The 26,964-nt window shown below is 60.3% G+C and carries 20 protein-coding genes and 2 pseudogenes; 13 read left to right on the top strand and 9 right to left on the bottom strand.

Annotated elements, in window-relative coordinates:
* Nucleotides 1-84: 84 nt before the first annotated feature.
* Nucleotides 85-1,611, top strand: a complete 1,527-nt coding sequence (locus BLT65_RS26840; RefSeq protein WP_091783024.1) for a purine-cytosine permease family protein — start codon at nucleotides 85-87, stop codon at nucleotides 1,609-1,611.
* Nucleotides 1,612-1,654: 43 nt separating this feature from the next.
* Nucleotides 1,655-3,346 carry a choline dehydrogenase gene (gene betA / locus BLT65_RS26835; RefSeq protein WP_091783021.1) on the top strand — a complete coding sequence of 564 codons (1,692 nt, stop codon included), beginning with the start codon at nucleotides 1,655-1,657 and terminating at the stop codon, nucleotides 3,344-3,346.
* A 165-nt stretch (nucleotides 3,347-3,511) separates the two neighbouring features.
* On the opposite strand, the gene BLT65_RS26830 is transcribed toward betA, so the two are convergent.
* Nucleotides 3,512-4,357 carry a DUF3667 domain-containing protein gene (locus BLT65_RS26830; RefSeq protein ID WP_091783018.1) on the bottom strand — a complete coding sequence of 282 codons (846 nt, stop codon included), beginning with the start codon at nucleotides 4,355-4,357 and terminating at the stop codon, nucleotides 3,512-3,514.
* Between the two features lie 447 nt (nucleotides 4,358-4,804).
* Between BLT65_RS26830 and BLT65_RS26825 the strand changes: the two genes are divergently transcribed.
* The 4 genes from BLT65_RS26825 (at nucleotide 4,805) to BLT65_RS26810 (ending at nucleotide 7,868) form a co-directional block, all read left to right on the top strand.
* On the top strand, nucleotides 4,805-5,449 hold the full coding sequence (locus BLT65_RS26825; RefSeq protein WP_042309582.1) for a hypothetical protein: 645 nt from the start codon (nucleotides 4,805-4,807) through the stop codon (nucleotides 5,447-5,449).
* 115 nt (nucleotides 5,450-5,564) lie between these two features.
* Nucleotides 5,565-6,173, top strand: coding sequence for a hypothetical protein (locus tag BLT65_RS26820; RefSeq protein WP_091783016.1), 609 nt, complete (start codon nucleotides 5,565-5,567; stop codon nucleotides 6,171-6,173).
* Nucleotides 6,174-6,255: 82 nt separating this feature from the next.
* Nucleotides 6,256-6,744 (top strand): NUDIX domain-containing protein, encoded by a 489-nt coding sequence (locus BLT65_RS26815; protein WP_091783013.1) that lies wholly within the window; start codon nucleotides 6,256-6,258, stop codon nucleotides 6,742-6,744.
* A 110-nt stretch (nucleotides 6,745-6,854) separates the two neighbouring features.
* Entirely contained in the window at nucleotides 6,855-7,868 is a 1,014-nt protein-coding gene (locus tag BLT65_RS26810; protein WP_091783202.1) for a Gfo/Idh/MocA family protein, read from the top strand.
* 20 nt (nucleotides 7,869-7,888) lie between these two features.
* On the opposite strand, the gene BLT65_RS26805 is transcribed toward BLT65_RS26810, so the two are convergent.
* Complete coding sequence (locus BLT65_RS26805; protein ID WP_244186624.1) at nucleotides 7,889-8,302, bottom strand: GNAT family N-acetyltransferase; 414 nt, start codon at nucleotides 8,300-8,302, stop codon at nucleotides 7,889-7,891.
* Between the two features lie 237 nt (nucleotides 8,303-8,539).
* Here BLT65_RS26805 and BLT65_RS26800 point away from each other — a divergent pair, with 237 nt between their 5' ends.
* Complete coding sequence (locus BLT65_RS26800; RefSeq protein ID WP_042309465.1) at nucleotides 8,540-8,860, top strand: hypothetical protein; 321 nt, start codon at nucleotides 8,540-8,542, stop codon at nucleotides 8,858-8,860.
* Between the two features lie 489 nt (nucleotides 8,861-9,349).
* On the opposite strand, the gene BLT65_RS26790 is transcribed toward BLT65_RS26800, so the two are convergent.
* The gene (locus BLT65_RS26790) at nucleotides 9,350-10,357 is read right to left on the bottom strand and encodes a transglutaminase family protein (RefSeq protein WP_091783005.1); all 1,008 of its coding nucleotides are present in this window, start codon (nucleotides 10,355-10,357) and stop codon (nucleotides 9,350-9,352) included.
* A 537-nt stretch (nucleotides 10,358-10,894) separates the two neighbouring features.
* On the opposite strand from BLT65_RS26790, the pseudogene BLT65_RS48020 reads away from it, so the two are divergent.
* Nucleotides 10,895-10,993 (top strand): annotated as a pseudogene (locus tag BLT65_RS48020) (IclR family transcriptional regulator); the annotation flags it as partial.
* 11 nt (nucleotides 10,994-11,004) lie between these two features.
* On the opposite strand, the gene ptsG reads toward BLT65_RS48020, so the two are convergent.
* Together ptsG and ptsP are read right to left on the bottom strand one after the other, a co-directional pair.
* Nucleotides 11,005-12,783 carry a PTS glucose transporter subunit IIBC gene (gene ptsG, locus BLT65_RS26785; RefSeq protein WP_091783002.1) on the bottom strand — a complete coding sequence of 593 codons (1,779 nt, stop codon included), beginning with the start codon at nucleotides 12,781-12,783 and terminating at the stop codon, nucleotides 11,005-11,007.
* Nucleotides 12,784-12,901: 118 nt separating this feature from the next.
* Complete coding sequence (gene ptsP, locus BLT65_RS26780) at nucleotides 12,902-15,454, bottom strand: phosphoenolpyruvate--protein phosphotransferase (protein WP_091782999.1); 2,553 nt, start codon at nucleotides 15,452-15,454, stop codon at nucleotides 12,902-12,904.
* Between the two features lie 546 nt (nucleotides 15,455-16,000).
* Between ptsP and BLT65_RS26775 the strand changes: the two genes are divergently transcribed.
* The 3 genes and pseudogenes from BLT65_RS26775 to glgX all read left to right on the top strand — a co-directional run bounded on the left by BLT65_RS26775 (nucleotide 16,001) and on the right by glgX (nucleotide 20,714).
* The gene (locus BLT65_RS26775) at nucleotides 16,001-18,400 is read left to right on the top strand and encodes a phosphoketolase family protein (RefSeq protein WP_091782995.1); all 2,400 of its coding nucleotides are present in this window, start codon (nucleotides 16,001-16,003) and stop codon (nucleotides 18,398-18,400) included.
* Nucleotides 18,401-18,403: 3 nt separating this feature from the next.
* Nucleotides 18,404-18,559 (top strand): annotated as a pseudogene (locus BLT65_RS48775) (hypothetical protein); the annotation flags it as partial.
* On the top strand, nucleotides 18,495-20,714 hold the full coding sequence (glgX, locus tag BLT65_RS26770; protein WP_425273155.1) for a glycogen debranching protein GlgX: 2,220 nt from the start codon (nucleotides 18,495-18,497) through the stop codon (nucleotides 20,712-20,714). The pseudogene BLT65_RS48775 and the gene glgX, both read left to right, overlap by 65 nt.
* 12 nt (nucleotides 20,715-20,726) lie before the next feature.
* Here glgX and BLT65_RS26765 read toward each other — a convergent pair whose 3' ends face one another.
* Genes BLT65_RS26765 through BLT65_RS26750 form a run of 4 tightly spaced genes read right to left on the bottom strand, consistent with a single transcriptional unit; the run spans nucleotide 20,727 to nucleotide 24,744 of the window.
* Nucleotides 20,727-21,122, bottom strand: coding sequence for a tautomerase family protein (locus BLT65_RS26765; protein ID WP_091782992.1), 396 nt, complete (start codon nucleotides 21,120-21,122; stop codon nucleotides 20,727-20,729).
* 57 nt (nucleotides 21,123-21,179) lie between these two features.
* On the bottom strand, nucleotides 21,180-22,421 hold the full coding sequence (locus BLT65_RS26760) for a complex I 51 kDa subunit family protein (RefSeq protein ID WP_091782989.1): 1,242 nt from the start codon (nucleotides 22,419-22,421) through the stop codon (nucleotides 21,180-21,182).
* A gap of 19 nt (nucleotides 22,422-22,440) precedes the next feature.
* Nucleotides 22,441-24,090, bottom strand: coding sequence for an FAD-dependent oxidoreductase (locus tag BLT65_RS26755; RefSeq protein WP_091782987.1), 1,650 nt, complete (start codon nucleotides 24,088-24,090; stop codon nucleotides 22,441-22,443).
* A 15-nt stretch (nucleotides 24,091-24,105) separates the two neighbouring features.
* Entirely contained in the window at nucleotides 24,106-24,744 is a 639-nt protein-coding gene (locus BLT65_RS26750) for a 4Fe-4S dicluster domain-containing protein (protein ID WP_091782984.1), read from the bottom strand.
* A gap of 99 nt (nucleotides 24,745-24,843) precedes the next feature.
* Between BLT65_RS26750 and BLT65_RS26745 the strand changes: the two genes are divergently transcribed.
* Together BLT65_RS26745 and BLT65_RS26740 are read left to right on the top strand one after the other, a co-directional pair.
* Complete coding sequence (locus tag BLT65_RS26745) at nucleotides 24,844-26,286, top strand: anion permease (protein ID WP_091782981.1); 1,443 nt, start codon at nucleotides 24,844-24,846, stop codon at nucleotides 26,284-26,286.
* Nucleotides 26,287-26,517: 231 nt separating this feature from the next.
* Nucleotides 26,518-26,925, top strand: a complete 408-nt coding sequence (locus tag BLT65_RS26740) for a hypothetical protein (protein ID WP_229515457.1) — start codon at nucleotides 26,518-26,520, stop codon at nucleotides 26,923-26,925.
* Nucleotides 26,926-26,964: the final 39 nt, after the last annotated feature.

Here is a 26,964-nt window from a genome sequence, read left to right as displayed (position 1 = left end):
TAGTCCAGCGAGCGGGTGTCCGGGCGTGGCATGCATGACCGGTCTATTCTCATTCCATCAACCTCTCACTCGAGTCAGGGGTACATGATGCAAGCAGCAGACGATACAGTGAAAGGCACCGTAGCCGGAGTCGAGCACGGCGCCATCGAAGGCCACTCAATAGACTTTATTCCGGATAACGAACGAACTGACAGACTATCCAGACAGGGACCATTCTGGTTTCTGGGTAATTTCACTTTCTTTACCATGACCATTGGCTTTGTGGGCCCCAGCATTGGACTGAGCGCGCTGTGGACCACCATAGCCGGCACGCTGGGCATCATGTTCGGCACCTTGTTCATGGCTTTTCACGGGTCACAAGGTCCTCACCTTGGCCTGCCCCAGATGATCCAGTCTAGAGCGCAGTTCGGCTATCGCGGGGTCATCGTCGTGCTGTTGGCTACGCTATTTGTGTTTGCCGGATTCAACATCGTCAACCTCGTGCTGATGATGCAAGGCCTCAAGGCACTGTTCAACTGGGACCCCGTCAAGGTGGCGCTGGCTGTGACGCTGCCCGCTTCGATTCTGGCGATTCTCGGTCACGACTGGATGCACCGGAGTTTCAAATGGGCGTTGTATCTGTCGCTGCCCCTTTATGGACTCGTCACGGTGGCCGTGCTGATGCATTGGGTGCATGACGTGCCGCTCCCCGCTGTCGCGCCGGGAGCCACGCCACCGCCGCCGCTGGGCTTCGGCTGGATCGCTTTCATCGCACAGTTCGCAGCGGCCGCCAGCTACAACATCGCCTACGCACCGTATGTATCCGACTATTCGCGCTATCTGCCGAAGAACACGCCGAGCGGCAAACTGATAGCGGCTGTGTTCCTTGGCGCATCGCTGTCGGGGGCGTGGATGATCGCGATTGGCGGCTGGCTGGCGGACCATCTGCAGGCGACCGATGTGCTAGTCGCGTTGAATCAGGTGGGTAACGACCTCGCACCGGGAATGGGGAGCGTTGTGGTTGGCGTCACGATCCTGGCCTTTCTACCCGTCATCGCGATGAACATATATAGCGCAAAACTGACGGCTATCACCGCAGTCGATTCATTCCGGAAACTCCAGCCCACCCCCAGGACTCGCATTCTCGCGATTATCTTCGTGGTGATCCTTCAGCTCGGTGTGGCGCTTAGCATCTATACGTCGGGGAAAGGTCTTTCCGTCCTGAATATCTACCTGGTCGTCATGCTGTATTTTTTGGTGCCCTGGACGGCTGTCAATCTGACCGACTACTTTTTCGTCCGCAAGGGTCGCTACGCCATCCCACACTTCTTCCTGCCTCATAACAACCTGTACGGGACATGGGGCTCGCGCGGTCTGACGGCTTACGCGATCGGATTCGCTTCGATGATCCCGTTCTTCTGCGTGCTCGACGGCGCTAACGAGGTGTATGTCGGGCCGCTTGCCCGCGCGATGGGCAGCGTCGATCTGGCCTGGCTGGTCGGTCTGTTGGTATCCGGCCTCGCGTACTACGCATTGTCGCGCTCGCTCGATCTGAAGCACGAAGAGTCTGTTATCGCCTCCGTCGAGAAGACATCACCGCAGTACACCACCGGCGACAAAGGTCGCTACTGAACCATAGACGACCCCATCAAGATTCAGGAAGCAGGCAAATATCATGGCTACCGAGCAATTCGATTACATCATTGTTGGCGCTGGATCGGCCGGGTGTGTATTGGCCAACCGGCTCACCGAGGACCCGGCGGTCCGCGTTCTGGTGCTGGAATACGGCGGAAGCGATCGCAGTGTCATCATTCAGATGCCGAGCGCGTTTTCCATGCCGATGAACACTTCGAAGTACAACTGGCGCTATCAGACCGCCCCCGAAGCTCATCTGAATGGCCGCCAATTGCATTGCCCGCGCGGCAAGGTGCTGGGCGGATCGTCGTCGATCAACGGCCTCGTTTATATTCGCGGCCACGCTTACGACTTCGACGAATGGGAGGAATTGGGTGCGCGAGGCTGGGGCTATCGCAACTGTTTGCCGTATTTCAGGCGCGCTGAGAGCTACAAGTTCGGTGGCGACGAGTACCGGGGCGAGGCCGGACCACTGTCCACGAACAACGGCAACAACATGGCGAATCCGTTGTACGGCGCGTGGATCGAGGCAGGCGCAGAGGCTGGATACATCAAGACGGAAGACTGCAACGGTCATATGCAGGAGGGCTTTGGCGCAATGCATATGACTGTCAAAGACGGTGTGCGCTGGTCTACTGCTAATGCATATTTGCGCCCGGCAATGAAGCGGCCCAATCTGTCCGTGGTGACGAATGCGATGACCCGCCGCGTGATTCTCGAAGGCAAGCGCGCGGTTGGGGTTGAGTACGATCAGGGCGGAAGGACGCACGTTGCGCGATGCCGTGCTGAAGTACTGATCGCCTCGGGTCCGATCGGTTCGCCTCACCTGCTGCAACGCTCCGGAATAGGGCCCGCCGAGGTGCTGCGCAAGGCTGGGATCCAGGTAAAGCATCATTTGCCCGGCGTCGGCGAAAATCTGCAGGATCATGCGGAAATTTATATTCAGTATGCCTGCAAGGAGCCCGTCACCCTCAACGCGAAAATGGACCCGTTCAGCAAATTCATGATCGGGCTGCGGTGGCTCTTGTTCAAGGATGGACTTGGGGCAAGCAACCATTTCGAGGCGGGTGGATTCATCCGGTCGAAAGCGGGATTGCGCTGGCCTGACATTCAATTCCATTTCCTGCCCGCCGCCATGCGCTACGACGGCGACAAGCCGTTCAAGGGACATGGGTTCATGATATTGACCGGACCGAACAAGCCGAAGAGCCGGGGCTATGTCAGGGCGATGTCGGCGGATCCCTATACGCATCCGCAACTCCGCTTCAACTATCTGGATAACGAAGAGGATCGCGAGGGCTTTCGACGCTGCGTCCGGTTGACGAGAGAAATCATCGGGCAGCCGGCGATGGACCGGTTTCGCGATGCCGAACTCGCGCCCGGCCCGCACGTGCAAACGGATGAGCAGATCGATGCGTTTGTCAGGGCGAACCTGGAAAGCACGATGCATCCGTGTGGTTCGTGCCGCATGGGGGAGGATGACATGGCTGTGGTCGATTCCGAGTTGCGGGTGCGTGGCATGGAGGGCTTACGAGTCATCGATTCATCCGTATTCCCGACCGAGCCCAATGGCAATCTGAATGCACCGACGATCATGCTCGCCGAGCGTGCGTCCGATCTGCTTCGCGGGGTCCCCATGTTGCCCGCGTCCGACGCAGATGTGGGCCTGGCCGACGGGTGGGAGACACGGCAACGTACGCATGCGCCGACACGAAATCTGTTTGTCGAGTAGCTTGGTTGCGGGCTCGGAGAAAGGGATGACGCAACCGCCATGACCGAAGAACGTTAGCGAGGGCGCGGCGGGCGACCGTCGCATGCTATACGGACTTCGGTCATTCGTTTTGCCATTCTGAGGGACGGCAATGGGGCGATCTCATCCGACATCGATGTTCCGCGCTCACGCCGTATATAGCGTGATCAGAAAAATTGCGAACCGATAGCCTGGAACGATGAGGCCAGCCGCCAGCGCCATAGCTGCCGCCTTGACGAGCCGCGTTATGCCGTGAGAGCCGAACACGGGTTTCAAGGCAAGAAACACATAGCCGCCACAGAGGCCAAGATTGACGATCGAAAGAAGGTTGTCGACGACGGGTGAAGCGAGTCCGAGGCCGCCTAGACGCAACTCGATAGCTGCGACGGCCAGCGCGAGCGAGAACAGCAACAGCAGGAACGTATAGAGATGGAGTGAGAAATAGACAAAGGTAACGAATGGCTTGCGCGCGCGGAGAAAGGTCATCCACAACACCAGAGTGAACGGAACCACCATGAGAATGATGAGTGACTTGGCATTGATCACCGCCGCACGGTCGAAAGTGGACGTGTACTGGGGCAGGTCGGTCCGTAGTGTCGCAACGCGTTCGGTCACCAGCGACCGCGCGAGCGGACTCCAATCCTGATGATAAAGATGGGACACCAGAGTCGAGCCGAAGATCTGGGTGTCGGTCAGCGACTGCATCGCGAAGAAAAACGCGTTTGCGATAAGAAACAGTTGGAACGGCGCGACATAAGGCATGCGCTTCCCATTCAGATGCGCGACCGTCAGCTCGCCTGGATGACGTAGCAACACCCAGAACGTGCGAAGCAGGCGTCCGTCGATGCTCGTCGCCGCGTGCAGGACCTTTGCTCCGATACCGCGCAGCGTAAGGTCGGGCGGCCGAATTGGGCTCTCGCCGCACATCGGGCAGAAAGGCGTGGTGACGTGAACTGCACACGTCGGACATATCCAGGGTTCGGTCGCAGGCATGATTTCCTCCGTTGGACCGCTTGTGTCTATCGCGCTGTGTTATCGAAGCAGTTTGCGCCTTTCGAGACACCCGCGCCGTTTTGTGACGCGCTCCAGAGCGAGACGACGAACGCCTCCGCCGAAGGCCGGCATGCGGTGTGTCAATGCGTGGCAAAGCGATGACGCTCCTGCCACGAAAGCTGCCGCGCGCCCGATCGGGCGTCCACCTGTTCGACCGGCCTATAATCTCTCGTATGCACGTCCTCTCGCCATCGTGTGGAGCGATCCATGCGGCATGTGGCGGCAGGGTGACGGCACGAGCGGCGCCATTGCCGCCGCGGAAGCTGGTAACAGGCGAATAGCCCAGAACAGGAACGTAAGCACGTTCAGACGCGTGAGCGGAGGTGGCGCCCGATTTCGGTCGTTGTGACCTGGCCGCTCGCGACAACCTTGCTGCAGAGAAACCCAATGAAGAAAGGAAAGACGAAACTAACGCGCCATGATGCTGAGCGCCTTTTCGAAGGACTGCCTGCCGGGAGCGTGAAAACATCCAGCCGGCCTGAGAACCCATTCGAAGCAGGGGCGTTCGACGTGGTCGAGCGCGTGGACGAGGAGTCCAAACTCTGGAAAGACAACCTCATTTCACTTCCGATGGCGATCGAGTTGCCTGCCGGCTACGAGTCGATATCTCGCATGCGCGAGTCGATGGTGAAAGCGTGGCGCGTGAAGTGGGTGAGGGAAGGTAAGAGCGAGGTTGTCACCGACTTTCCCGAAGGATGGACAGCCGTTCGCCCGAAAAGCGGTCCCATCGAGTTGCGAGATCCGTCCGGCGTGGTGCGCGCCTTATACGGGTGGGCCGAGGATGCCGAGCTCAGGATTCTGCCGCGGTATCTGGTCGAGTCACAGACGAACAGTTCGAGCGGATTAGGCAGCTTGATTGTCCGTGATCGCATGAACGGTCAAATTCTTGAGCGGTCGTCGATCTGGTCTGCCCAGACTGGTACCAACCATCCAGATTGGACCAGGCTGTCGGTATGGCTCAAGACACACTATCCACAGCATCACGACCCGCTTCGGTACTGGGAAGATTGCGAGCGCAACGTCAAGGACTGAGCTGGTTTGTGGGGCATGGTTCTCGCGTCTGCCGCGCCCTGTTTAGCGGAGGCAAAAGCAGGGGGGGACGGCATGATGATGCCGGCTTCCGGGTGTATGAACAGACATCATTGCAATGGTAAACATTGACCACGATACCGCTTCGATATTTGGAGTCATCGGTTCGGTTATATCGCTCCTGGCGGCCATTCCCTACGGGCTCGCGATTCTCAGGCGCGCCGTTCGTCCCCATCTTTTCACGTGGCTAATCTGGTCGATCGTCACGACCATCGCTGCCGCCGGTCAATTTGTTGCGGGTGCAGGCCCTTCTGCGTGGTGTACGGCGGCGATCGCCGTAACATGTATTCTGATTTTCGTGGCGAGCTTCTATCGAGGTGAGAAAAGTTGGACAAGATCCGACTGGATGTTTCTCGGCGCAGCGCTGCTAGCCATACCTCTTTGGATGCTGACTGAAGAGCCGACGCTCTCGATCTGTCTGGTGACGCTCATCGAACTTGCGGGCCTCGGTCCGACGATCCGCAAGACTGTTCGCGATCCTTGGGGCGAAAGCCTCCCATATTTCGTTTTGTGCGTTGTCAAATATGCTCTTGCATTACTGGCCTTGAGACAATGGACGGTGGCAGTCGCTTTTTATCCCGTTGTGAACATCCTGGCGTCAGTCGGGATCTGCTTGCTGATGGTTGTTCAGCGTTATCGCCTCCGTTCTGGTAGCGCCTTCGATTAAACGAACCGGAATTGGTGTGAGAGAGGCACCAACGCGGCGCCCCGGAGGATCATCGGGACACGAAACGAAAGGAGAGAACTCAATGCCGAGCCTTGAGCGAGCGCGACGGCCCACGTTTATCGACTTTGTCTGGCGTATGGTGCTTCGCCTCGGATATCGATTCGCTCGCGTCTGGTGGCGGCTTCGACGGCCTCGTCATGAGGGCGCGCTAGTGGCCATCTACGTCGGGCGGGCACTGTTGCTCGTGAAGTCATCGTACCGTCCCGAGTGGAATTTCCCCGGCGGTAGTCTCCAGCCCGGTGAAACGCCTGATGCGGCGGCGCGGCGCGAAATGGAGGAGGAGATTGGTTTGTCGTCGTACGCATTACGCCCCGCGGGCAGCGTCTGCGGCAGTTGGGAGGGGCGAAGAGACCGGGTGCATTTCTTCGAACTGCACCTCGATCGCATGCCCGAGCTGCGGCTCGATAATCGGGAGATCGTCGCGGCGCATCTGGCATCGCCGGAGGAATTGCACGGCATCGCGCTGACAGGGGCGGTCGTTGCATATCTCGGCGGAAATCTCCGCTGTTAGTACACTGGCGTGACCAGACGCTTCTGGTCCTTCGCGGGCTCATGGACTTGCCGATTCACGCGCTTGTTCCGCCTGCTCTCTTCAGAGACTCAATCGGAAAAGGGAATGTCATGGCAAAGAATGAAGTTGTCTGGGGAATCCTGGGCGCCGCGAAGATCAACGACAAGGTTGTCGTGCCCATGCACAACGCGTCGAAGTGTCGGGTGAAGGGCATCGCGTCGCGATCTCCGGAGAAGGCTCGGGAAGCTGCAACCAGATATGGTTTGAGTGTCGCATACGACAGCTACGAGGCGCTGCTGGCGGACCCGGAAATCGACGCGGTATATATTCCGCTGCCCAATCACATCCACGTGGAATGGACGATCAAATCCGTCGAGGCTGGCAAGCACGTCCTGTGTGAGAAGCCGATCGGGCTGGACGCGCAACAGGTTGAACAACTCATCGCCGCACGCGACAGGAGCGGCCGATACATACAGGAAGCCTTCATGGTTCGCACCCATCCGCAATGGTTGAAGGTGCGGGCCTTGATCGACGAAGGGGCGATCGGCGAATTGCGGGCGGTGACGGGCGGCTTCACCTATAACAACACGAACCCTGACAATATCCGCAACCAGAGCGGAATGGGCGGCGGCGGTCTGCTCGATATTGGTTGTTATCCCATCACAACGTCACGTTTCGTTACCGGGTCTGAGCCAAAGCGCGTGGTTGCCCTGATGGAGCAGGATCCGGTATTCGACGTGGACCGGCTTGGCTCCGTGCTGATCGACTTCGACGGTGTGCAGGCGAGTTTCTTCTACTCGACTCAAACCCACCCCTATCAGCGGATGCAATTTCACGGGACCAAGGGGCGTATCGAGGTCGAGATTCCATTCAATGCACCAAACGATCGTCCGACGCGTCTGTTAGTCAGTGAAAACACAAGCGCCGGTGTCGGGACTGATCGCTGGCTGGAAATTCCGGTGTGCGATCAATATGGCGTCGCAGCCGCCACGTTCGCGGAGGCGGTATTGAGTGGAACTCCGCAGGCTATTCCGCTAGAAGATGCGCGCGCAAATATGCGAGTGATCGACGCCGTGTTCCGCTCGGCGCGATCGGGCGCGTGGGAGAGAATTCTGGAAAGTTGAGGTGACGTTGATTGTGGACATCAAGCACTCGTGCGCTTCACAAAGATCAACTCTGGATCGCCTTCGTCGAGGTTGTCGATATAGCCGCTCTCTACAAATCCGCACTGCGACAGAAGCGCGCGCATCGGTGTATTGGACGCATTTGTCGATGTGAATAGTTTGGGCCCCCGGCACTGAGTCTCCAGTTCGCGCAGAATCGCGATGCCGATTCTCCGGCGTCGCGATTCCTCTCCAACCACGATCAGTGGAACAAAATAGTGTTCGAAGAAATTTTGATTCAACACACCGTATCCAACGGGTGATGCGCCATCGCCAGGTTCGGTTGCAAGCCAACATTGCGCAGCGATAACTGCATTTTCGATGAACGCTTGCCGCTGGAGGGAACGCTGCGCGATCGAATCCAATTCAATCAATGCGGCGATGTCTGCGCTCATGGCGGCTCGAATATTCACTCGAACGGTTTTCATGGCTGTAGTGGGATGACAGATATGGCGAGCGTAGCATCGGTTTCGGGGCCAGTACTCACCATTCGGGTCGGTTGATGCCGACTGCATCTGGCTTGGCGTTGCAGTGCGGAAAAAGATCAGCGGCACAGTGATTGTTCAATTCATGGTCGAGCAGGCGGCGATCGTCTGCGTCGATATTCCAGTTCAATCAAGGAGGAACGGATCATGAACAAGGCAACCAGCGCATTAATCGCGGCCGTCGCGGCGCTCGCGCTGTCGGGCGGCGCTTATGCACAGACGGCTGGCGGCACGGCCGGTGGCGGTTCGTCGAGCCATGGCAGCACGTCCAGCCCGGCAACGAACCAGATGAACGACTCAACGAGCGGTTACGGCACGCCTGGCGCCACCAACTCGGACAGCGGCATGAGCGCCGGGTCTCCTAACTCGGGCATGCAGCAGCAGGGTCCGAACAATAGCTCGACACCCGCTCCCAAGACCAACAACACGCTGGCGACCCCGACCACAAAGTCGCCGGCCAGCAATTAAGGATCACATCGCGGCGCAAGTGAGCGCGAGCGAATAAGCGCTTGAATCGCGCAACTGCGACGGCCGCCACGGTTCGCGTATCTGACAGGCGCCGGTTACTACGACCAACCTACACGGTTCATTGTGGGCCACGAGCGCCACGTGCGGATACTCGCCGTGGCGCGTAACTCGTTGAGCCCACTTGCCTCTGGAAGACCTCTGGAAGCGCTCATGTCTGTGGATTCACACCTCTATCCCGCTTTCTCGAAGTCGGGCACACAATTCGACGTGTCGATCCCGAGCCAGCCCGATCAGACGGCTTTGCGCCGTTGGCGTCGACAGGATATGCCGATACTGGACACCGGGCTTCGTCCACGACGAGACAGGATTGCTGATCCATTTGTTCAACGAGCGGCAGCGCCGGGTCGACGCCAGGCAATGCGAAGGATTGAGTGACAGCAGGCGGAGGTGCCGTAGTGACACGCCTGCTGGAAACACAGTCGTCAAACATTAAGCCCCGGCCGCCATCGGCTTTTGCGAGGGAGGTTCGCCGACCAATGCCGGCTCTGCCGGCTGCTCGATTCGCCGCACGCTGACGCTGACGTCCATGCCGATGAAGTCCTGCGCGGCACCGAACCAGGAACCGGACACTGGCGAGGCCTGTTCGGGCTTGCGCGTGTATGCCACCCGGATCAGGTCAGTGCCGCCAACGAGCGAATTGGTCGGGTCGTATGGCACCCAGCCGGCGCCTGGCAAGAAGACGTGCAGCCATGCGTGGGTCGCGCCGGCACCTACCACGAGCGGCTCGTCGCGGCTTTCGACCTGTTTCGCGCCCTGCTGCAGTCCTGTGTTACGTACCGCCGGCGGGGCCGGCGTGTCGAGCGCCTGGTCGTACAGATATCCCGACACAAAGCGCGCGGCCAATCCCAGCCCCCGTACCACCTCCATCATCAACAGTGCGAAATCGCGGCATGTGCCGCCGCGTCGGTCCAGCGTCTCGGATGGACGCTGAGTGCCCAGTGCGTCGCGGGACTGATACTGGAAGTCACTGCGGATGGCGGCGTTGATATTGGCAAGGATGTCGCGCGTGTGGGTCGTGCCGCGCCGGGGGAGAAACTGCGTCACCCAGTCGCGTAGCAGTGGCTGATCCTCTGGATATTGCGGTGGCAGGAAGGGGGCAAGGTCGAGCCGATCCTCGTCGGTGTACTGAAACGGGTAGTTCTCGGCTTCGGGCGTCACTGGCAACTCCAGGTTCCTGACGCCGAAATGCTCGATCACGAAGTGCGCGCGGAGTTCCAGCGCGTCCGCTGGCACCCGTGGTTCGACGATCGCAACTGAATTGGAAAACACGTCCTGCAGCCAGTATTGTGTGCTGTGCGGCGACACCGTCAGCGTGGACGACAGCACACGGATGTCGTGCGCGGCACGCGGCCGGAACATGACGCGGTGCGGGGAGAACTCCACAGCCTTGCCGTAGCGATAGGTTGTGACGTGCTCGACTTCGAGAAAGACGGACATGTGCGACCTCCGGGCCAGTGCTGGGCGAACTGGTTGTCTCGCACGGACGCTGTTGTCCGCATTTTAGATGGGTAGCGAGACGACAGCGATGGCTAACATGCCAATGATGCCACTGACAGTTCCAACTCAACATACGCAGGATCAGTATGTTGATCGCAAACTCCGCCCCGACAAAGCTGAGCGTATTGCGGCGGCGACGACGCCTGCACAGGCCCAGCCAGGCAAATCAGATAACCGCCCCAACCGACGATGAAAGCGCCCCAGGGGCGCGAGCTCGGCAAATGTCCGATAAGCGAAAGCGACACCACCAGGTAGCGCAATCGGCGCGCTGAACATCAGCGCGACACACAATGCGAAAACTCGAGGCATGTGCCATGTGGCGAGAACGCGCTAAAAATACGCGCCGCGCGACGTCCATGGATGCCGAGTAGCATGCGTCGCCGACGCAACGCGTGCGCCGGTGCTAATCCCCTTCTCAGAATTGCCTCGGCGATGCATTCGCACGCTCGTTTCCCACCGATTTTTCCCCGGCTGCGCGACGCATTCGCTTCGCTCACGAACCTCGTGCCTTACACATCGTCGACCGTGTATCAGCCACGCAAGATCAGGGACCGCATCGCGCAGATCCGCAAGCAAGCACTCAGCATTTATCGCAAAGCCTCGGCTAATCCTACGGCACCGAGGCCCACGATCAGATCCAGTTCGCCGTTAGGGAAGGACTGCATTGCAGGGACACCAGCTGCTTCCAATGCAGCGGTGTCGATCCTGGAGCGGTCCGATAGTCTGATGCGCAGGCGAGTTACCGCGAGCGCTTCCAGCTTCTCAATGTTCGGCGCGCCGCCAAGCGCAGCCTGGATTTTCTCGGCACGCATTTTCTCCGCCTGACTGTGTGCCACTGCAGCAGCGGGTTTCGCCGGTGTTACGCTAGCCGCAACTTGCGGCGTCTCGCCCGGCACGTGATCGGCTTCGCTGCCTGCCGTCTTCAAATATTCCTGCATGTCGGTCTTCATGTTTTCCGACAGCGGACCGAAAATCGCCTGCACACCGTTGCCGACCCGCATGACGCCCGCGGCGCCCAGCGCTTTGAGCCTTGCGTCGTTGACGAGCGCCGGATCTTTTACGGAGATGCGCAGACGCGTGATACATGCGTCCAGGCTTATGATGTTGGCGCGGCCACCGAAGGCGAGCACGAGTTCGCGCGAACGTCCACCGGCGCCCGCTGTGGCGACGGTGGTTGGTTCGGCTGCGTCGTCCTCGCGACCCGGTGTCTTCAGATTGAACCGTGTAATGACGAGGCGGAACACGACGTAGTAAATCACTGCGTATATCGGCCCAAGAATGAAGACATACCAGGCGTGGGTCGACCGGTCACCGATCAGATTGAAAGCCAGGAAGTCGATCGCCCCTTGTGAAAAGGTGAAGCCCATGTGCATGCCGAGTGTATTTGCGACGAACTGCGCCGTCGCGGCGAGACATGCGTGAACGAAATAAAGAGCGGGCGCCACGAACAGGAATGCAAATTCGATCGGCTCTGTGATGCCGGTGAGGAACGAGGTCAACGCGGCCGAAATCATCATGCCACCGACGGCAACCTTTTTCTCAGGTCTCGCGCAGTGCCAGATCGCGATTGCTGCAGCGGGCAGACCGAACATTTTGAACAGGAAAGCGCCCGCGAGAATGCCGGCCGTAGGGTCTCCCGCGAAGAATCGCGTGATGTCGCCGTGGACCACTTTGCCGGTCGTGGGATCGAGGTAACTACCCATTTCAAAGAAGAACGGCACGTTCCAGATATGATGCAGGCCAAATGGAATCAGCAGGCGTTCGACGAAGCCATAGATGGTTGCAGCAGTGCGAGGGTCAGAGACAGCCGCCCATTCCGAAAAGGCCTTGATACCGCTGCCGATCGGCGGCCAGATGACGGACAGAATGGCGCCCAGCACGATCGCACCGACGGCCGTCACGATAGGGACGAAGCGCTTGCCGGCGAAAAATCCGAGGTAGGGTGGCAGCGCGATCTTGTAGTAGCGGTTGAACATCCACGCCGCGAGTGCGCCTGCCAGGATGCCGCCGAACACGCCCGTCTGGATGGACGGAATTCCCATGATCGTGTCCGGGGTGACGCCCTCTGCTTTTGCGATCACGCCCAGCGTCGCGGTCATCACCAGATAGCCGATCGTGGCGGCGATGCCTGATACGCCGTCGTTCTCAGTGAAGCCTAGCGCGACGCCGATGGCAAAGATGAGGGGCAGGTTGGCGAAGATGACATCGCCTGCGTTCTTCATCAGTGCAAGTACGATGGCCGGCACGTACCCGTGAAAATCGGTTGCGCCGAGGCCGAGTAGCAGTCCGGCCACGGGCAGGACTGCCACCGGCAGCATCAGCGATTTGCCGACTTTCTGTAAGACACCAAACGCGTGCTTGAACATGGATGGTCTCCTGACGGCCGGGTTCGATCTATCGACGCGAGTAAGCGCTATCGCGCCTGCTTCCGTGATACGTCCTGCGTTGTTCGGATCACATGCGGAACGGTTGATCTTGCATCGCTCACTCGGAGAATCCGGCGAGGAGGGCGCGGACTTCGGCAGCGGTGCCCTGGCGCAATGCCGCGGTCGCGAGTTCGCGCGCCGTTTGCATCGTCAGCCGCGCAAGCTGCGCCTTGATGGAGCCGACTGCAGGAATGCTCACGGAGAGTTCGTCGACGCCGAGGCCCACCAGCACAGGTACGGCCATCGCATCCGAGGCGATGCCGCCGCAGATACCGACCCATTTGCCGTGCGCGTGCGCGCCTTCCACCGTCATCCCGATGAGCCGCAGCACCGCGGGGTGGAGCGCGTCGGCTTGCTTTGCCAGCTTCGGATGCCCTCGATCCATTGCGAGCGTGTACTGTGTCAGATCGTTGGTACCAATCGAGAAAAAATCGACCTCCTGTGCGAGCGGCTCCGCAATTAATGCAGCAGCCGGCACTTCGATCATGACGCCAACCTTGATGTTTTTCGCACGATCACCGGCCTCGTCACTCAAGAGCTTTCTCGCCGCGCGCACCTCCTCGATCGTAGCGACCATCGGAAACATCACGTGCAGGTTGCCGATGTCGGCGGCGCGCAAGATGGCCCGAAGCTGGATGCGAAACATGTCTGGATGGTCAAGGCTCACCCGCAATCCTCGGAGCCCGAGGAACGGGTTGTCCTCTTTGGGCAGCGGCATATAGGAAAGCGGCTTGTCGCCGCCGACGTCGAGCGTGCGGACCACGAGCGGTCTGTCGGCACCGAGAGCGTGCGCAACGGCGCGGTATTCTGCGGCCTGTTCGTCTTCCGACGGCGCGGTGTCACGGTTGTCAAACAGGAATTCGGAGCGCAGCAGGCCTACCCCTTCCGCCCCGGCCGCCACGGCATCACGCGCTTCCTGTGCGTTACGGATGTTCGCGACGACTTCTACCCGGTGGCCGTCGGCCGTCATGGCGAGCCTGCTTGCGGCAAGCTTTTCCTGCGCGCGTCTCTCCGCCTGGCGCTCGATGCGTTTGCGCGCCTCGCTTACCGCCTCAGTGCCAGGGTTGCGGCGCAAGGTTCCGCGTGAGCCATCGAGCACGACGAGCATGCCGTCATCGAGCTGCAAGGCGCTCTCGTCGATGCCACAAATCGCCGGGATGCCCAGCGAGCGCGCGAGTATTGCCACATGGCTCGTGGCGCCCCCCGTCGTTGTGCAGAAACCTAGTACCTTGGTGCGATCGAGCGAAGCGGTATCGGATGGAGACAGTTCTTCTGCGATCAGGATCGAGTCGGCGGGCACTTCGATCTGTGCCTGCTTCACGTCGGCCAGCAGCGCCAGCACGCGTCGGCCGACATCACGTACGTCGCCGGCGCGTTCGCGTAAGAGAGGGTTATCGAGCTTTTCCAGCGCACCTGCTTGACGTTCGAATGCCTCGCGCCACGCAAATCCCGCGCTTTTGCCTTTGCTGATGGTCGTGATCGTCGCATCGGCGAGATCCGGATCTTCGAGTAGTTCGAGGTGTGCGTCCAGGATTTGTGCCTTGGATGCATCACTGAGGTTCGCCTTGAGCGCCTCGATGTGCTGACGCGCTTCATGCCGGGCTGCATCGAGCCGTGCGCGTTCGCGCTGCGGAGACTCGCCCGCTTCTGCGACATCGATGACTTCCTTCCGATACTGAACGATCTTCCCGACCGCGACACCCGGAGACGCTGATACGCCAACCAGTTCATTGACGTCCGCGGGCGCCTGACGCGCCATGGCAACTGGCTCGGCGGATACGGCGGCGGGGCCGGGCGCTTCTCCGGGCTTCTCGCCTGAGCCTTCATTCAGCAGCCGTGCAAGCGTGCTGGCCGCTTCGAACGCGTCGGGCCCTGTGGCTTGCACGCGTAACCGGTCGCCGAACCTGGTAGCGAGTCCCATTATCGATACGATCGACTTTGCGTTTGCGCTGGCTTCGCCGCTGCCGCTCCCGCGCAGGAGCCGGATATCCGATCGGTACTTCTTCGCCTCGGCGGCCACGACAGCGGCGGGTCGGGCGTGCAGGCCGGCCGGATTCGGGAGCACCACTTCGTCAGACAAGATGGTGTCTGCCGTGCTGCTGTCGTCCGTCGAATGGTCGTGAGTAACGCCGATGGCCAGTTCAAGCGACAACGCGGTATCCTTGCCCGCTGCGACGAGGCCTTTAGACGGCTCGTAACGCGTCACGAGCTCGCCGTTGGCGATCACCATCTGGGTCAGGAGGCTAGTCGCTTTTGCGCCGACCACGACAGGGTCAAACCTGATCAACGGCTGCCCAACCGCCACGGCGTCCCCTTCCGCGACCAGCGGCGTGAATCCTTCCCCGCGCATGGTTACCGTGTCCAGTCCGATATGCAGCAACACATCGAGCCCGTTATCGCCCGTTATCGTTAGAGCATGATGTGCGTTATGCAGCTGCTTGACTTTGCCAGCAAGCGGCGCCAGGAGTTCATTCGACGTGGGATCGATGGAGATACCGTCACCTACCATCTTTTGCGCAAAGACGGCGTCCGGTACGAATTCAAGTGGGAACATGACGCCTGACAGCGGCGCCAGCAATGCTATGCGCACTGAACGAAGTGGGGCTTTCATGTGCGCGGCTCCTTGTCATGGACGCATGGCAGTGCGGTCTTCGTTTGAATGGAGGGCGGGAAAGCTAGAAAGATAGAACGGGCTGGTATCTATGATAGGAAACCGCACGGAAATCCGCTGCAAGATCGACGACATCGCGGCGTCCAGTGTCCCTCTTCATCAATCAGATGGATGCCTATATGTGCTCATGTCTCCAGCGGTGTAGACCGTGCTAATCACTTCACCCGGTACATCGACAGGACACCGCACAAACGAAACTGAAAACGGACTCCTTTATTGTTTCACTATCTGTGAACAGGTATCCGGCGTCATTCGAAATAGCTGCGCACCTGAAGCACCCACAAGGCCATTGCGGTAGCACTTGAAATACGTTCCTGGTAACGTATTCTGGCTTTACGGCCTTGCCGTCTCGCAAAGAGATGCTGGCAATGGAGACCGCTCAAAGGCGATACGTGATCCGCCAGTTCCGGACACTTGGCGACCCGGCACACTCAAGGCTTTCCACATTTCATTGCTGTTGCGCCGCAACGATCAGGAGGCGTCGAAATGAGCAAGCACTCCGCTTCGGACATTTCACGGCAGACATCTACCCTGGACACAAAAGAACTGCGACTGATCGATGCCTGGTGGCGAGCGTGTAACTTCCTGTCGGTCGGAATGATCTATCTCATCGACAATCCGCTCCTGCGCGAGCCTCTCAAACCCGAACACGTGAAGCAGCGCCTGTTAGGGCATTGGGGCGCGAGCCCGGCGCTGTCGTTCGCATGGGCGCATCTAAACCGCGTGATCAGGCGCGACGGACTAAATGTGATTTTCATGGCGGGCCCAGGGCATGGCGCGCCAGGTGTGCTTGGCCCCGCCTACCTTGAAGGCACCTATTCGGAGGTCTATCCGGACAAGAGTGAAGACGTCGAAGGCATGCAGAAGTTCTTCAAGCAGTTTTCGTTTCCAGGCCATATCGGCTCCCATGTGACGCCGGAAACCCCGGGTTCCATTCACGAAGGTGGTGAACTGGGTTATAGCCTGTCGCACGCTTACGGCGCAGCGCTGGATAACCCGGAGCTCATCGTCGCGTGTGTGGTGGGCGACGGCGAAGCTGAAACAGGGCCGCTTGCAACCGCGTGGCATTCGAACAAGTTCACTAATCCTGCACGCGACGGCGCCGTGCTGCCGATTCTTAATCTGAATGGCTACAAGATTGCCAACCCGACGGTGCTCGCCCGCATCAGTCATGAAGAACTGGAGGCGCTATTCGTCGGTTATGGTTACAAACCGTACTTCGTCGAAGGATCGGACCCAGCCGAAATGCACCGGACGATGGCCACCACGCTCGACACCATTGTCAGCGAGATTCGTGCGATTCAAACGAAGGCGCGTGAGGGCGGGGAGGTCGAACGGCCGAGATGGCCAATGATCGTGCTGCGTACGCCCAAGGGCTGGACCGGTCCGAAGGAGATCAGAGGGCACAAAGTGGAAGGCACGTGGCGCTCGCACCAGGTGCCGTTTTCCGACGTGCGCGGCAATTCCGAGAATCTCGCGCTTCTGGACAACTGGCTGCGCAGCTACAAGCCGGAGGAACTGTTCGATTCGAGCGGACGCCTCATTCCCGAACTGAGAGCGCTGGCGCCAAACGGGCGACAGCGAATGAGCGCCAATCCGCATGCGAATGGCGGCGTCTTGCGCAGAGAGCTGAAACTGCCGGATTTCCGTAACTATGCGGTAGACGTCACGCACGCCGGACGGGTGTTACGTGAAAACACGCATCCCCTCGGCGAATTCCTGCGCGACACGATGCGGGAGAACATGAACACGTTTCGCGTGTTCGGACCGGACGAGACGGCATCGAATCGTCTGCAGGCCGTCTACGAGGTCAGCAAGAAGATCTGGATGGCCGAGATGCTGCCCGAGGATGAGGACGGTGGCGAACTGGCGCGTGATGGCCGCGTCATGGAAATACTCTCCGAGCATACGCTGATGGGTTGGCTGGAGGGCTATCTGCTGTCGGGGCGACACGGCTTCTTTCATACCTACGAGGCATTCGCCCATGTGATCGATTCGATGTTCAACCAGCATGCAAAATGGCTGGACATCAGCAAGAATCATGTGCCGTGGCGGGCAGCGGTGGCGTCGGAGAACATTCTGCTGTCGTCGACCGTATGGCGCCAAGATCACAACGGGTTCTCGCATCAGGATCCTGGTTTCATCGATCTCGTCACGAACAAAAGCCCGTCTGTCACGCGCGTCTATCTTCCGCCCGACGCCAACACGCTTCTGGTCGTCGCCAACGAGTGCTTGCGCTCCACCGACTGCATCAACGTGATCGTGGCTGACAAGCAGAAGCACCTGCAGTTCACCACGATCGACGAAGCAATCGTCCATTGTGCGAAAGGCATGGGCGTCTGGCGGCGCGCGAGCAACGACGAAGGCGTGGAGCCCGACGTAGTGATGGCTTCGTGCGGCGATGTCGCGACGCAGGAGGCACTGGCGGCCACGGCTATCCTGCGTGAGCATCTGCCGGAACTGAAACTGCGGTTCGTGAACGTGGTCGACCTGTTCAGGATGCAGCCGGCCAGCGAACATCCCCACGGATCGACTGCACGCGAATTCGACAGTCTGTTTACCGTCGACAAGCCGGTCATCTTCAATTTCCACGGCTATCCGTGGTTGATCCATAAGCTCGCATATCGCTTTCGCAATCACGAAAATATCCACGTGCGTGGTTACAAGGAGAAGGGCAACATCAATACGCCGCTCGAACTGGCCATTCTCAATCAGGTCGACCGTTTCAACCTGGTGATCGACGTACTCGATCGCGTGCCGCGATTGCAGGCGCGCACCGCGCATCTGCGGGAAGACATGAAGAACGCCATCATCAGTAATCTGGAATATGCGCACACACACGGTATCGATCGTGCCGAGATTACCGACTGGGTGTGGCCTGAGTAACGCCTGGGAACCGACTTAAAGCGACGAACCCGAGGTCGGCAAGCGGCTGCCCCTCGCCCGGCAGTACTTCTTCATGTCCTGCTCGTTGCAGGACATGTTGCGTCTGCTCGGACGCGGATATCGATCCTTAACACGGCGCGTTCGGGGAAATTTTCGTCGGGTCGCGCAATTAGCGAATACTGTGAGCGAATCTGGAAAATCTAGCCGGTGCGAATCGCCCTCGATCGAGGCTGACGCCGGGGCGCTTCCGTGCTACCGCGTCGGCGCCGGGTCGCGGTTTCCTCCTGGCGCGACCGTTCTTGCCGAGGGCGTGAATTTTTGCGTATTTTGCCGCGACGCATCACGCGTCGAACTGCTCCTTTATGCGCAGCCCGATAGCCCGGTGCCGTTTCAGACCATTACGCTCACGCCTGAACACAATCGAACTTTCTTCTACTGGCATGTGTTCGTCGAAGGGCTCCCCGTGCGCGTCTGCTACACGTGGCGGGTCATTCGATCCGTTGACATGCAACGCTCCTATCACGCGTGCGATGCCCGTCGCGAACTCCTCGATCCGTTTGCTCGCGCCGTGAGCGACGTCCTGTGGGATCGGCGCATGGCGATCGACGCGCCGAACGACATGGAGCAGCAGGGCGTGCCTCGCGCAATCGTCGTCGAAGGGGGCACTTCATGCGACCCGCCGGACGCGCATAGTCTCGATGGCGCGCTCATTTATGAGCTTCATGTCGGCGGCTTCACACGACACCCGTCGAGCGGTGTGCAGCATCCAGGGACCTTTGCCGGGTTGATCGAGAAGATTCCGTATCTGCAGGAACTGGGCGTCACACATGTCGAACTGCTTCCTGTCATGGCTTTCGATGAGCAGGATGTTCCGCCTGCGGTGGCTGCGCTCGGCTTGTCGAACTATTGGGGTTACAGCACGCATAGCTTCTACAGTCCGCATGCGGCCTATTGTGTCGATCCTGCTCATGCCCCGGGCGAGTTTCGCGCGCTGACGGATGCCCTGCATGCTGCAGGTATCAGGGTGTTGCTCGATGTGGTCTTCAATCACACCGCAGAAGCCGGCGAGGCGGGGCCTGTGATCAACTTCAAGGGGTTTGCGAACGACATCTTCTATCAGCATGACGCACACGATGAGCGCCGCTACCTCGACCACACGGGCTGTGGAAATACGGTCAACTGCAACCATCCGCTGGTCACTGCCTTTATCGTCCACTGCCTCGAATATTGGGTCGAAGAACTGGGCGTCGACGGATTCAGATTCGATCTCGCCAGCGTTTTTACCCGCGACAGGCATGGCGCCTTGATGGTCGATCCACCGTTGCCGTGGGCGATCGAGTCTTCGCGCATCCTCTCGCGTGTTCCGCTGATTGCGGAAGCGTGGGATGCAAGCGGTCTCTACCATGTCGGTGCGTTTCCGGGCATGGCGTGGGCCGAGTGGAACGGGCGCTACCGCGACGTGATTCGCCGCTTCGTGCGCGGCGATGCCGGGATGATCGGCGAGGTCGCTACCTGCATCGCTGGCAGCGCGGATCTTTACGCGGACGATGGCAGGTTGCCGGCCAACAGTGTCAACTTCGTCACGTGTCACGATGGATTCACTTTGCACGACCTTGTGAGCTACAACGGCAAGCATAACGAGGCGAATGGGGACGATAACCGCGACGGCAGCAATGACAATCTGTCGTGGAATTGTGGCGCAGAGGGCGATACAGACAATGCCGATATTCTTCAGTTGCGCTCCCGTCAAGCCCGCAACATGATGGCCACTCTGTTTCTCAGTCAGGGCGTGCCGATGTTGCTTGCTGGAGACGAGGTACTTCGTAGTCAGCGTGGCAACAACAACTGCTATTGCCAGGACAATGCGCTTTCGTGGTTCGATTGGAGTTCAGTGGCGCGTGCTTCGACGATGCTGCGCTTCGTGCGTGAATTGATCGCACTGCGCAGGCGCCACCCCAGTTTGCGTCGGCGACGCTTCCTGACGGGGCAGCCTGCGCATGGACATTCGATCGCGGACGTGTCCTGGCACGGTAGTCAACTGCACGAACCCGCCTGGCAGGATCGAGGCGCGCGCCTGCTCGCGTTCACGCTGGGTGGTGAAGCCGAAGGCGAAGCGCCACTTCATGTGATTCTGAACATGGACGACTCGATGCATCGCGTCGCGCTGCCCGCTCTCAACAGTTGGCGCTGGCGCCGCATTGTCGATACTGCGCGGAATAGTCCAGACGATATCGTAGCGTCGCCACACAAGGGGCCGATTGAGGCTGAAGATTGTGAGGTACAGGCGCGCAGCGTCGTCGTGCTGGAGGGCTGAGCGTCCAATGTGTCACGACTGCCCCGGCTCCCATTCCGGGCTATAGCCGCCAAGCGCCGGGTGATACATCTCGTCGCCCGAGTGCTGCGTGAACTCGACGTTGAGCCGGTCCTGCTGTAAGCCAAGAATCTCCACGCAATGTGCGCAGAGCGCTTCGGCGAGTTGCATGCGCAATTCTGGCGGCCGTCCTCGCCGGATGTCGAGCATCATCAACGACACCGCCACGGGTTCTCCGTCTGCCTCCGGAATACGCCAGACGCTCCCCTCGCCGAGTTCGCGAATGGCCACGCTGATTCTCCTGATATCGACGGACATTATGCGTGCATAGGTTTCGCTGAACTTTGCCGCGAGCAGCTTTTTCTGCTCGATCGGGTAGTGCCCGTTCACATCGAGTTGCAGGTAAGGCATCGGCTATGGCTCCGTAAATTCTTGTTCGTCGTGTGGTCGGACAATCCACGAATCCAGCTAGGCGAGAAGCGCTTCATATTCCTCACGAAACTGGTTGATCGAACTTTCGACTACCGTCACTGCGCCGTCTATCAGACCGCAACGCCCGCTGCCGGGAAGGATGCGGCACAGGTTCTCCAATGCATCCAGATCGGCGCGCACGCCACGACCCGTGTCGAGCCGGTTGAGAATACGCATCAACTGAAACGTCCCGCCTTTGCAAGGCGGACATTGCCCACACGAACCCTGGGCAAAGAAGCTCACATACTCGGCAACCTTGCGGACAATGCTGGTGCCTTCCGACACGACGATCATCGCGCCTGTCCCCAGACGCGATTGGCGTTGCCGCACCGAATCGAAGTCCAGCGCCACATCGAGATCACGCCTCGTCAGCAGGGTGTTGGAGGGGCCGCCCGTAAAGACTGCCTTGAATTCCTTGTCCTGTAGCATGCCGCCGCCGTGCTCGAAGATAAGTGTTTCGAGGCGGGTGCCCATCGGCAGTTCGTATAGGCCGGGGCGCAAAACGTCGCCCGACAGCGAATAGAGCTTGGTCCCGGCGGCGTTGCCTTCGCCAAGGTTGCGATACCACTGCGCCCCGTGTCGCAGAATGCCCGGTACGTGCGCGAGGGTCTCCGTGTTGTTGACGACGGTCGGCGCGCCATGGACGCCTTGTTCAGCCGGGAACGGCGGTTTGCGCCGAGGAAACGGAAAACCGCCTTCAACACTCGCAATGACGGCCGTTTCCTCGCCCCCGATGTACAAACCGGAGCTGGGGACGACACCAAGCGACAGCGGGCCGCCGAGCCGCTGCTCGATCGCCGCGAACAGGCGATGCGCCCGCCACTGCTGCACGGCCTCGCGGGTGACCGCGAGGGCCTCTGGTTGATGCGGGTTCACGTAGAGGACGACGTGGTTGGCGCGCGTCGCCACCGCGGCGATGAGCGCGCCCTCGATCACCTGATGCGGCGTGTGCTCTAGCAGAAAGCGATCTTTGAACGTGCCGGGTTCGTCCTCGTTGCCATTGCAAATAATGTACTTGTCTCCGTCGGGCGCGGCGGCGACGGGCGCCCATTTTCGATGTGTCGGGAAGCCGGCACCGCCCATCCCGCGCAAGTCCGCATTGGCGATTTCCGTGATGACCGCTGCCGGGTCATCCAGCGCCCGGGTGAGCCCTTCGCCACCGCCGAGCGCAAGCCAGCCGTCGAGGTCGGCTCCGACACAGCTATCGACGCGTAGAAGCGTCTGATTGAGCATGTTCATTGGCACTCCGTGGAACGTCTCACCGAATGCTGCCGACCGCGCGCCCCGGCACGGTCGGGTGCAAGCTGGCATCGACTCGCAGATCGAAGTGGGCGTAATCGGGGAAGAGTTGTGGCGCCTTTACGTGCATCGGCAGTTCCGCCAGCGTGAGTTCCCGCTGCCACGCGTGAACGTGTCCGATCCCCGCGCGGCTTGCCATCACCCGGCCTTTCGATTCTGCGGCACTGGCCCCGGAGCGGCGTCCCATGCTCAGGATGTCGAGCAGCGCGTTGCCCATCAGCCGGTTGCGTCCGTGAATGCCTCCCGTTACTTCGCCAGCGCAGTACAGGCCGGGCACGTTCGTCGCGCCATGCTTATCGATCGCGACGCCGCCGTTCTGATAGTGAAGTGTGGGGTAAACGAGAAACGGCTCTTGCGCCGGATCGATGCCGCACTTGTGGGCGAGATGACGCAGCGTGACGAGGCGCTGCGCGAGTATGCCGGGGTTCTCCATTTCGAGCGTCGGCGTGTCGAGGAATACGCCGATCTGGCCGTCGCGCGTGATGCCGCGACCTTGCGCGCATTCGCGCAGGATGGCGGACGCCACCACGTCGCGAGGCTTGAGTTCATCGACGAAACGTTCTCCTTCGCCGTTGATCAGTCTGGCGCCTGCGGAGCGCGCCGCTTCTGAGATCAGCCCGCCTGCGAGATGAGGTGGATAGGCGATGCCGGTAGGGTGATATTGGAACGAGTCGAGTTCGCGCAGCCGCGCGCCGATCCGATACGCCAGCACGAGGCCATCGGCAGTCGCGCCGTAGTGGTTGGACGTCGGGAAGGCATTGAGGTGCAGTCGCCCGGCGCCGCCCGTCGCGAGAATGACGGCACGCGCCCGCACCAGCACAAAGGTCCGCCACTCGAGGTTGTAGATCACGGCGCCCGCGCAGCCGCCGCGCTCGTCCGATAGTAGTTCGACGGCGGGACAGCGGTTCCACACCTCGATGCCTGCGTCGAGATCCACCGCCTCGCGCAGCACGCGCATCATCTCGAGGCCGGTGTAGTCCCGATAGGAGAGAATGCGTGCGGCTGATGCGCCGCCGGGCTTCTTGCGCAAAAGGTTGCCGCCTGTCGGCCGGTCGTCCTCCAGGTCGAACGCCATGCCGAGCTGGATCAGCCAGCGGATCACATCGGGGCCATCCATCACCATCTGCGCGACGAGCTCGGGCTCGCCGCAAAAATGGCCGGCGCGCAGCGTATCCTCGAAATGCAGTTGCGGACTGTCGTCGTCGCCGACGGCCGCCTGGATTCCGCCTTCGGCCATCACGGTGTTGCTGTCGCCCAGCCGCAACTTGCCGGCGACGATCACCCGGGCGCCTTGCTTCGCTGCGGTGAGCGCAGCGGCGCATCCGGCGCCGCCGCCGCCGATGATCAGCACATCCGTGCTGACGAGCTGCGCACCGGCGATGTCGACGTCGTCGATCAGCGCATTGGCCTGCAGATGGCGCGCGAGATCGGGCTGACAGGGTTCTCCCCGATTCACGCCGACGCTCAGCGCAACCCGCGCATTGACGCCATGATCAGGGTGATAGCCCTTGAGGAGCTCATCGACAGAGCCGGGATCGCTGCGTAGCGTCGGCGCTACGCCTGGTCGGTAGCGCTGACGCGCATTGTCGTAAGTGATGCCGCCGGCCATGATCGTGTACTCCCGTCAAAGCGGCGGCCGCGCGGCCGGCGCGTTGAAATCAATCTTCATTTCGCCGCTCTCGATCTGCTGCAGCCGCCGGATCAGGTTGGCAGGACGCAGCGAGTGCGACGAGATCATCCGTCGCACGAACAGGCCAAGATGATTGGGGCGGATATGTTCCGGGCAAGCGAGCGTGCAGAGGTTGCACATCACGCATTCATCGAAGACCTGGCTCGATTCGGCGAGCTTGCCCTCCACGGCAAGGTTGACGCCGCGCTGGACGTCGAGACCCTTCGGGCAGGCGCGATCACAGCCGTTGCAGTGACGGCAATGAGAGGCCTCGGGGAATATGTCGGAAATCGTGCGCAACGCCTGCCAGCTATCGCCGAGATCTTCCATGCGATATACGTGCCGCGTCTGCGTCGTAAAGTAATCGATGAAGGCGACTTGCATGCCGTCTTCGATCAGCGTCTCGCACGCAAGCAGGGTTTTCACTTCCTGTTCGCCGCTGCGCCGGACCATGATGCGGCAGGAACCGCACACACCCTGGCCCATGCAGCCGACCCCTTCGACGAGCGTCTGGCCCGCATGCAAAAAGGCTTGCAGGATCGAGCAGTTGGCCGGCGCCTCGATCTCGCGCCCTTCGATGCTCAGGCGAACCATGCTTGGTCTCCTTGCGAGGTGTCGTCGCCAACTGGCGAACCTGCGGAAAACGACATATAAACCATAGCACAATGAAGGTTATAGCCAAGGGGATGTCACATGAAAGCCTGGTGGAAGGCCCTCGCACCTGTCATCGTGCCCGTCGTGATCGCGCTCATCCCCGCCCCGGCAGGGCTCGAGCAGCATACTTGGTACTACTTCGCGATCTTTATGGGCGTGATCGTCGGTCTGATGCTCGAACCCATTCCGGGTGCGGCAATCGGGCTCATCGCCGTGACTATCGTCGCCGTGTTCTCCGAATGGGTGTTTTTCAGCCCTGAGCAACTGGCGAAGCCGGGCTTCAATGTGGCAAACGCGAGCCTTGGCTGGGCGCTTTCCGGCTTCTCCAATGGCACCGTGTGGCTGATTTTTGGCGCCTTCATGTTCGCTTTGGGCTATGAGAAGACGGGCCTCGGTCGACGTATCGCGCTGCTGCTCGTGCGTGCGATGGGCCGCAAGACGCTGACGCTGGGCTATGCGGTGATGGTGGCCGACGCGGTGCTGGCGCCCTTTACGCCGTCCAATACCGCACGCAGCGGCGGAACCATCTTCCCGGTGATCCGGAATTTGCCGCCGCTATACGACTCGAAGCCCAACGATCCGTCGGCGCGCCGGATCGGCTCGTACATCATGTGGACGGCTATTGCCACGACCTGCGTGACGAGTTCGATGTTTCTGACCGCACTTGCGCCCAATCTGCTTGCCGCAGAACTCATCAGGAAAACCGTCAAGGTCGATCTGAGCTGGATGCAATGGTTCACGGCCATCGCCCCTGCGGGGATTGTGCTGTTGCTGGCCGTTCCGCTTCTCACTTATGTGCTTTATCCACCCGAAGTGAAGCAGGGGACGGAAGTGCCCGCCTGGGCTGCGGATGAATTGCGAAAGATGGGGCCACTCAGCAGGCGGGAATGGGTGCTAGGCGTGCTGGTTCTTGTCGCACTGGCACTGTGGATCTTTGCTGATGACTACGTCAACCCCACGACTGCAGCACTGATGGTGATTGCCCTGATGCTCGTCACGCGGGTTGTCAGTTGGGACGACATGCTCGCGAACAAGCAGGCATGGAATACGTTCGCGTGGTTCGCGACGCTCGTCTCGCTGGCTGACGGACTCAGCAAGACCGGCTTCGTCAAATGGTTCGCCGACATGATGTCGCATCACATGAGCGGTTTTTCCCCGACGTTGGCGGCGGTGATTTTGGTGCTCATTTTTTTCTTCACGCACTATATGTTCGCCAGCGTCACCGCGCATACGACGGCGATGCTCCCCGTCATGCTGACCGTGGGCTCGACTATCCCCGGTATGCCAATGGAGGCGTTCGCACTGCTGCTGGCATTGACGCTGGGCATCATGGGCATCCTCACACCGTATGGAACGGGCCCGAGCCCGGTTTATTTCGGCAGCGGCTATCTGCCAGCCGCCGATTATTGGCGACTCGGGGCGATCTTCGGGATCGTCTATATCGTCGTGTTTCTTGTGATCAGCGTGCCGCTGCTGCTGTGAGGGGACGCTGGGAAAGATCAGAGAGGGCAAGGGCAGCGTTAGTCCAGGCAGGCAGCGGACATCCACTCGCCATCCATCGCGTTGGGTCATCGGCCATTTTCGCTTGTGTTCGTCACCTCCCTGGCTAGAGTGAAAAGTACCGTAGGTGCCTGCTTGAGGGCAGTCGGCCGACGGGCGCGCAAGTTGCGCCAACCAGGAGATAACATGAACCGCTTCATTGCGAGGCTCGGAATGAGCCTTACCCCGCCGCTGACGCGGGGCACCGCGGCAGGCGCGGTTCTGCTGGTGTCCTCCGTCCTGTTCACGTCAGCGTATGCTCAGCCCGTTACCACGGGTCCACTCAGCATCACCGGGTCGGCCGTCGTCCGTGGGCCGTTGACCGTCGATGGCTCGCTGACAGTGGCCGGTGACATCTATGCTCGCGGGCCGATCACGGCCGGCTGGATTGAACGGATTCCGCCCAACGATCCCGCCGTACGCAGGCGCCACGGAGAAAACATGTTCAATGGCCCGCTCACTGTACACGGCCCGCTGATCGTACACGGCGATCTGGAAGTGGATGGCCCGATCACCGTCGGCGGCCCCGCCGGTGCTGTCGGGCGCGTGGATGCAGAGGGGCCGATTACCGAGCGCCGTTGAATGTGCGTCGGGCGAGATGTCTGGAGGTCAGGCGTGATC

The organism is Paraburkholderia steynii, from assembly GCF_900100565.1.
In the GTDB taxonomy this organism is placed as follows: Bacteria; Pseudomonadota; Gammaproteobacteria; order Burkholderiales; family Burkholderiaceae; genus Paraburkholderia; species Paraburkholderia terrae.
This window is presented reverse-complemented; position numbering and strand designations above follow the sequence as displayed.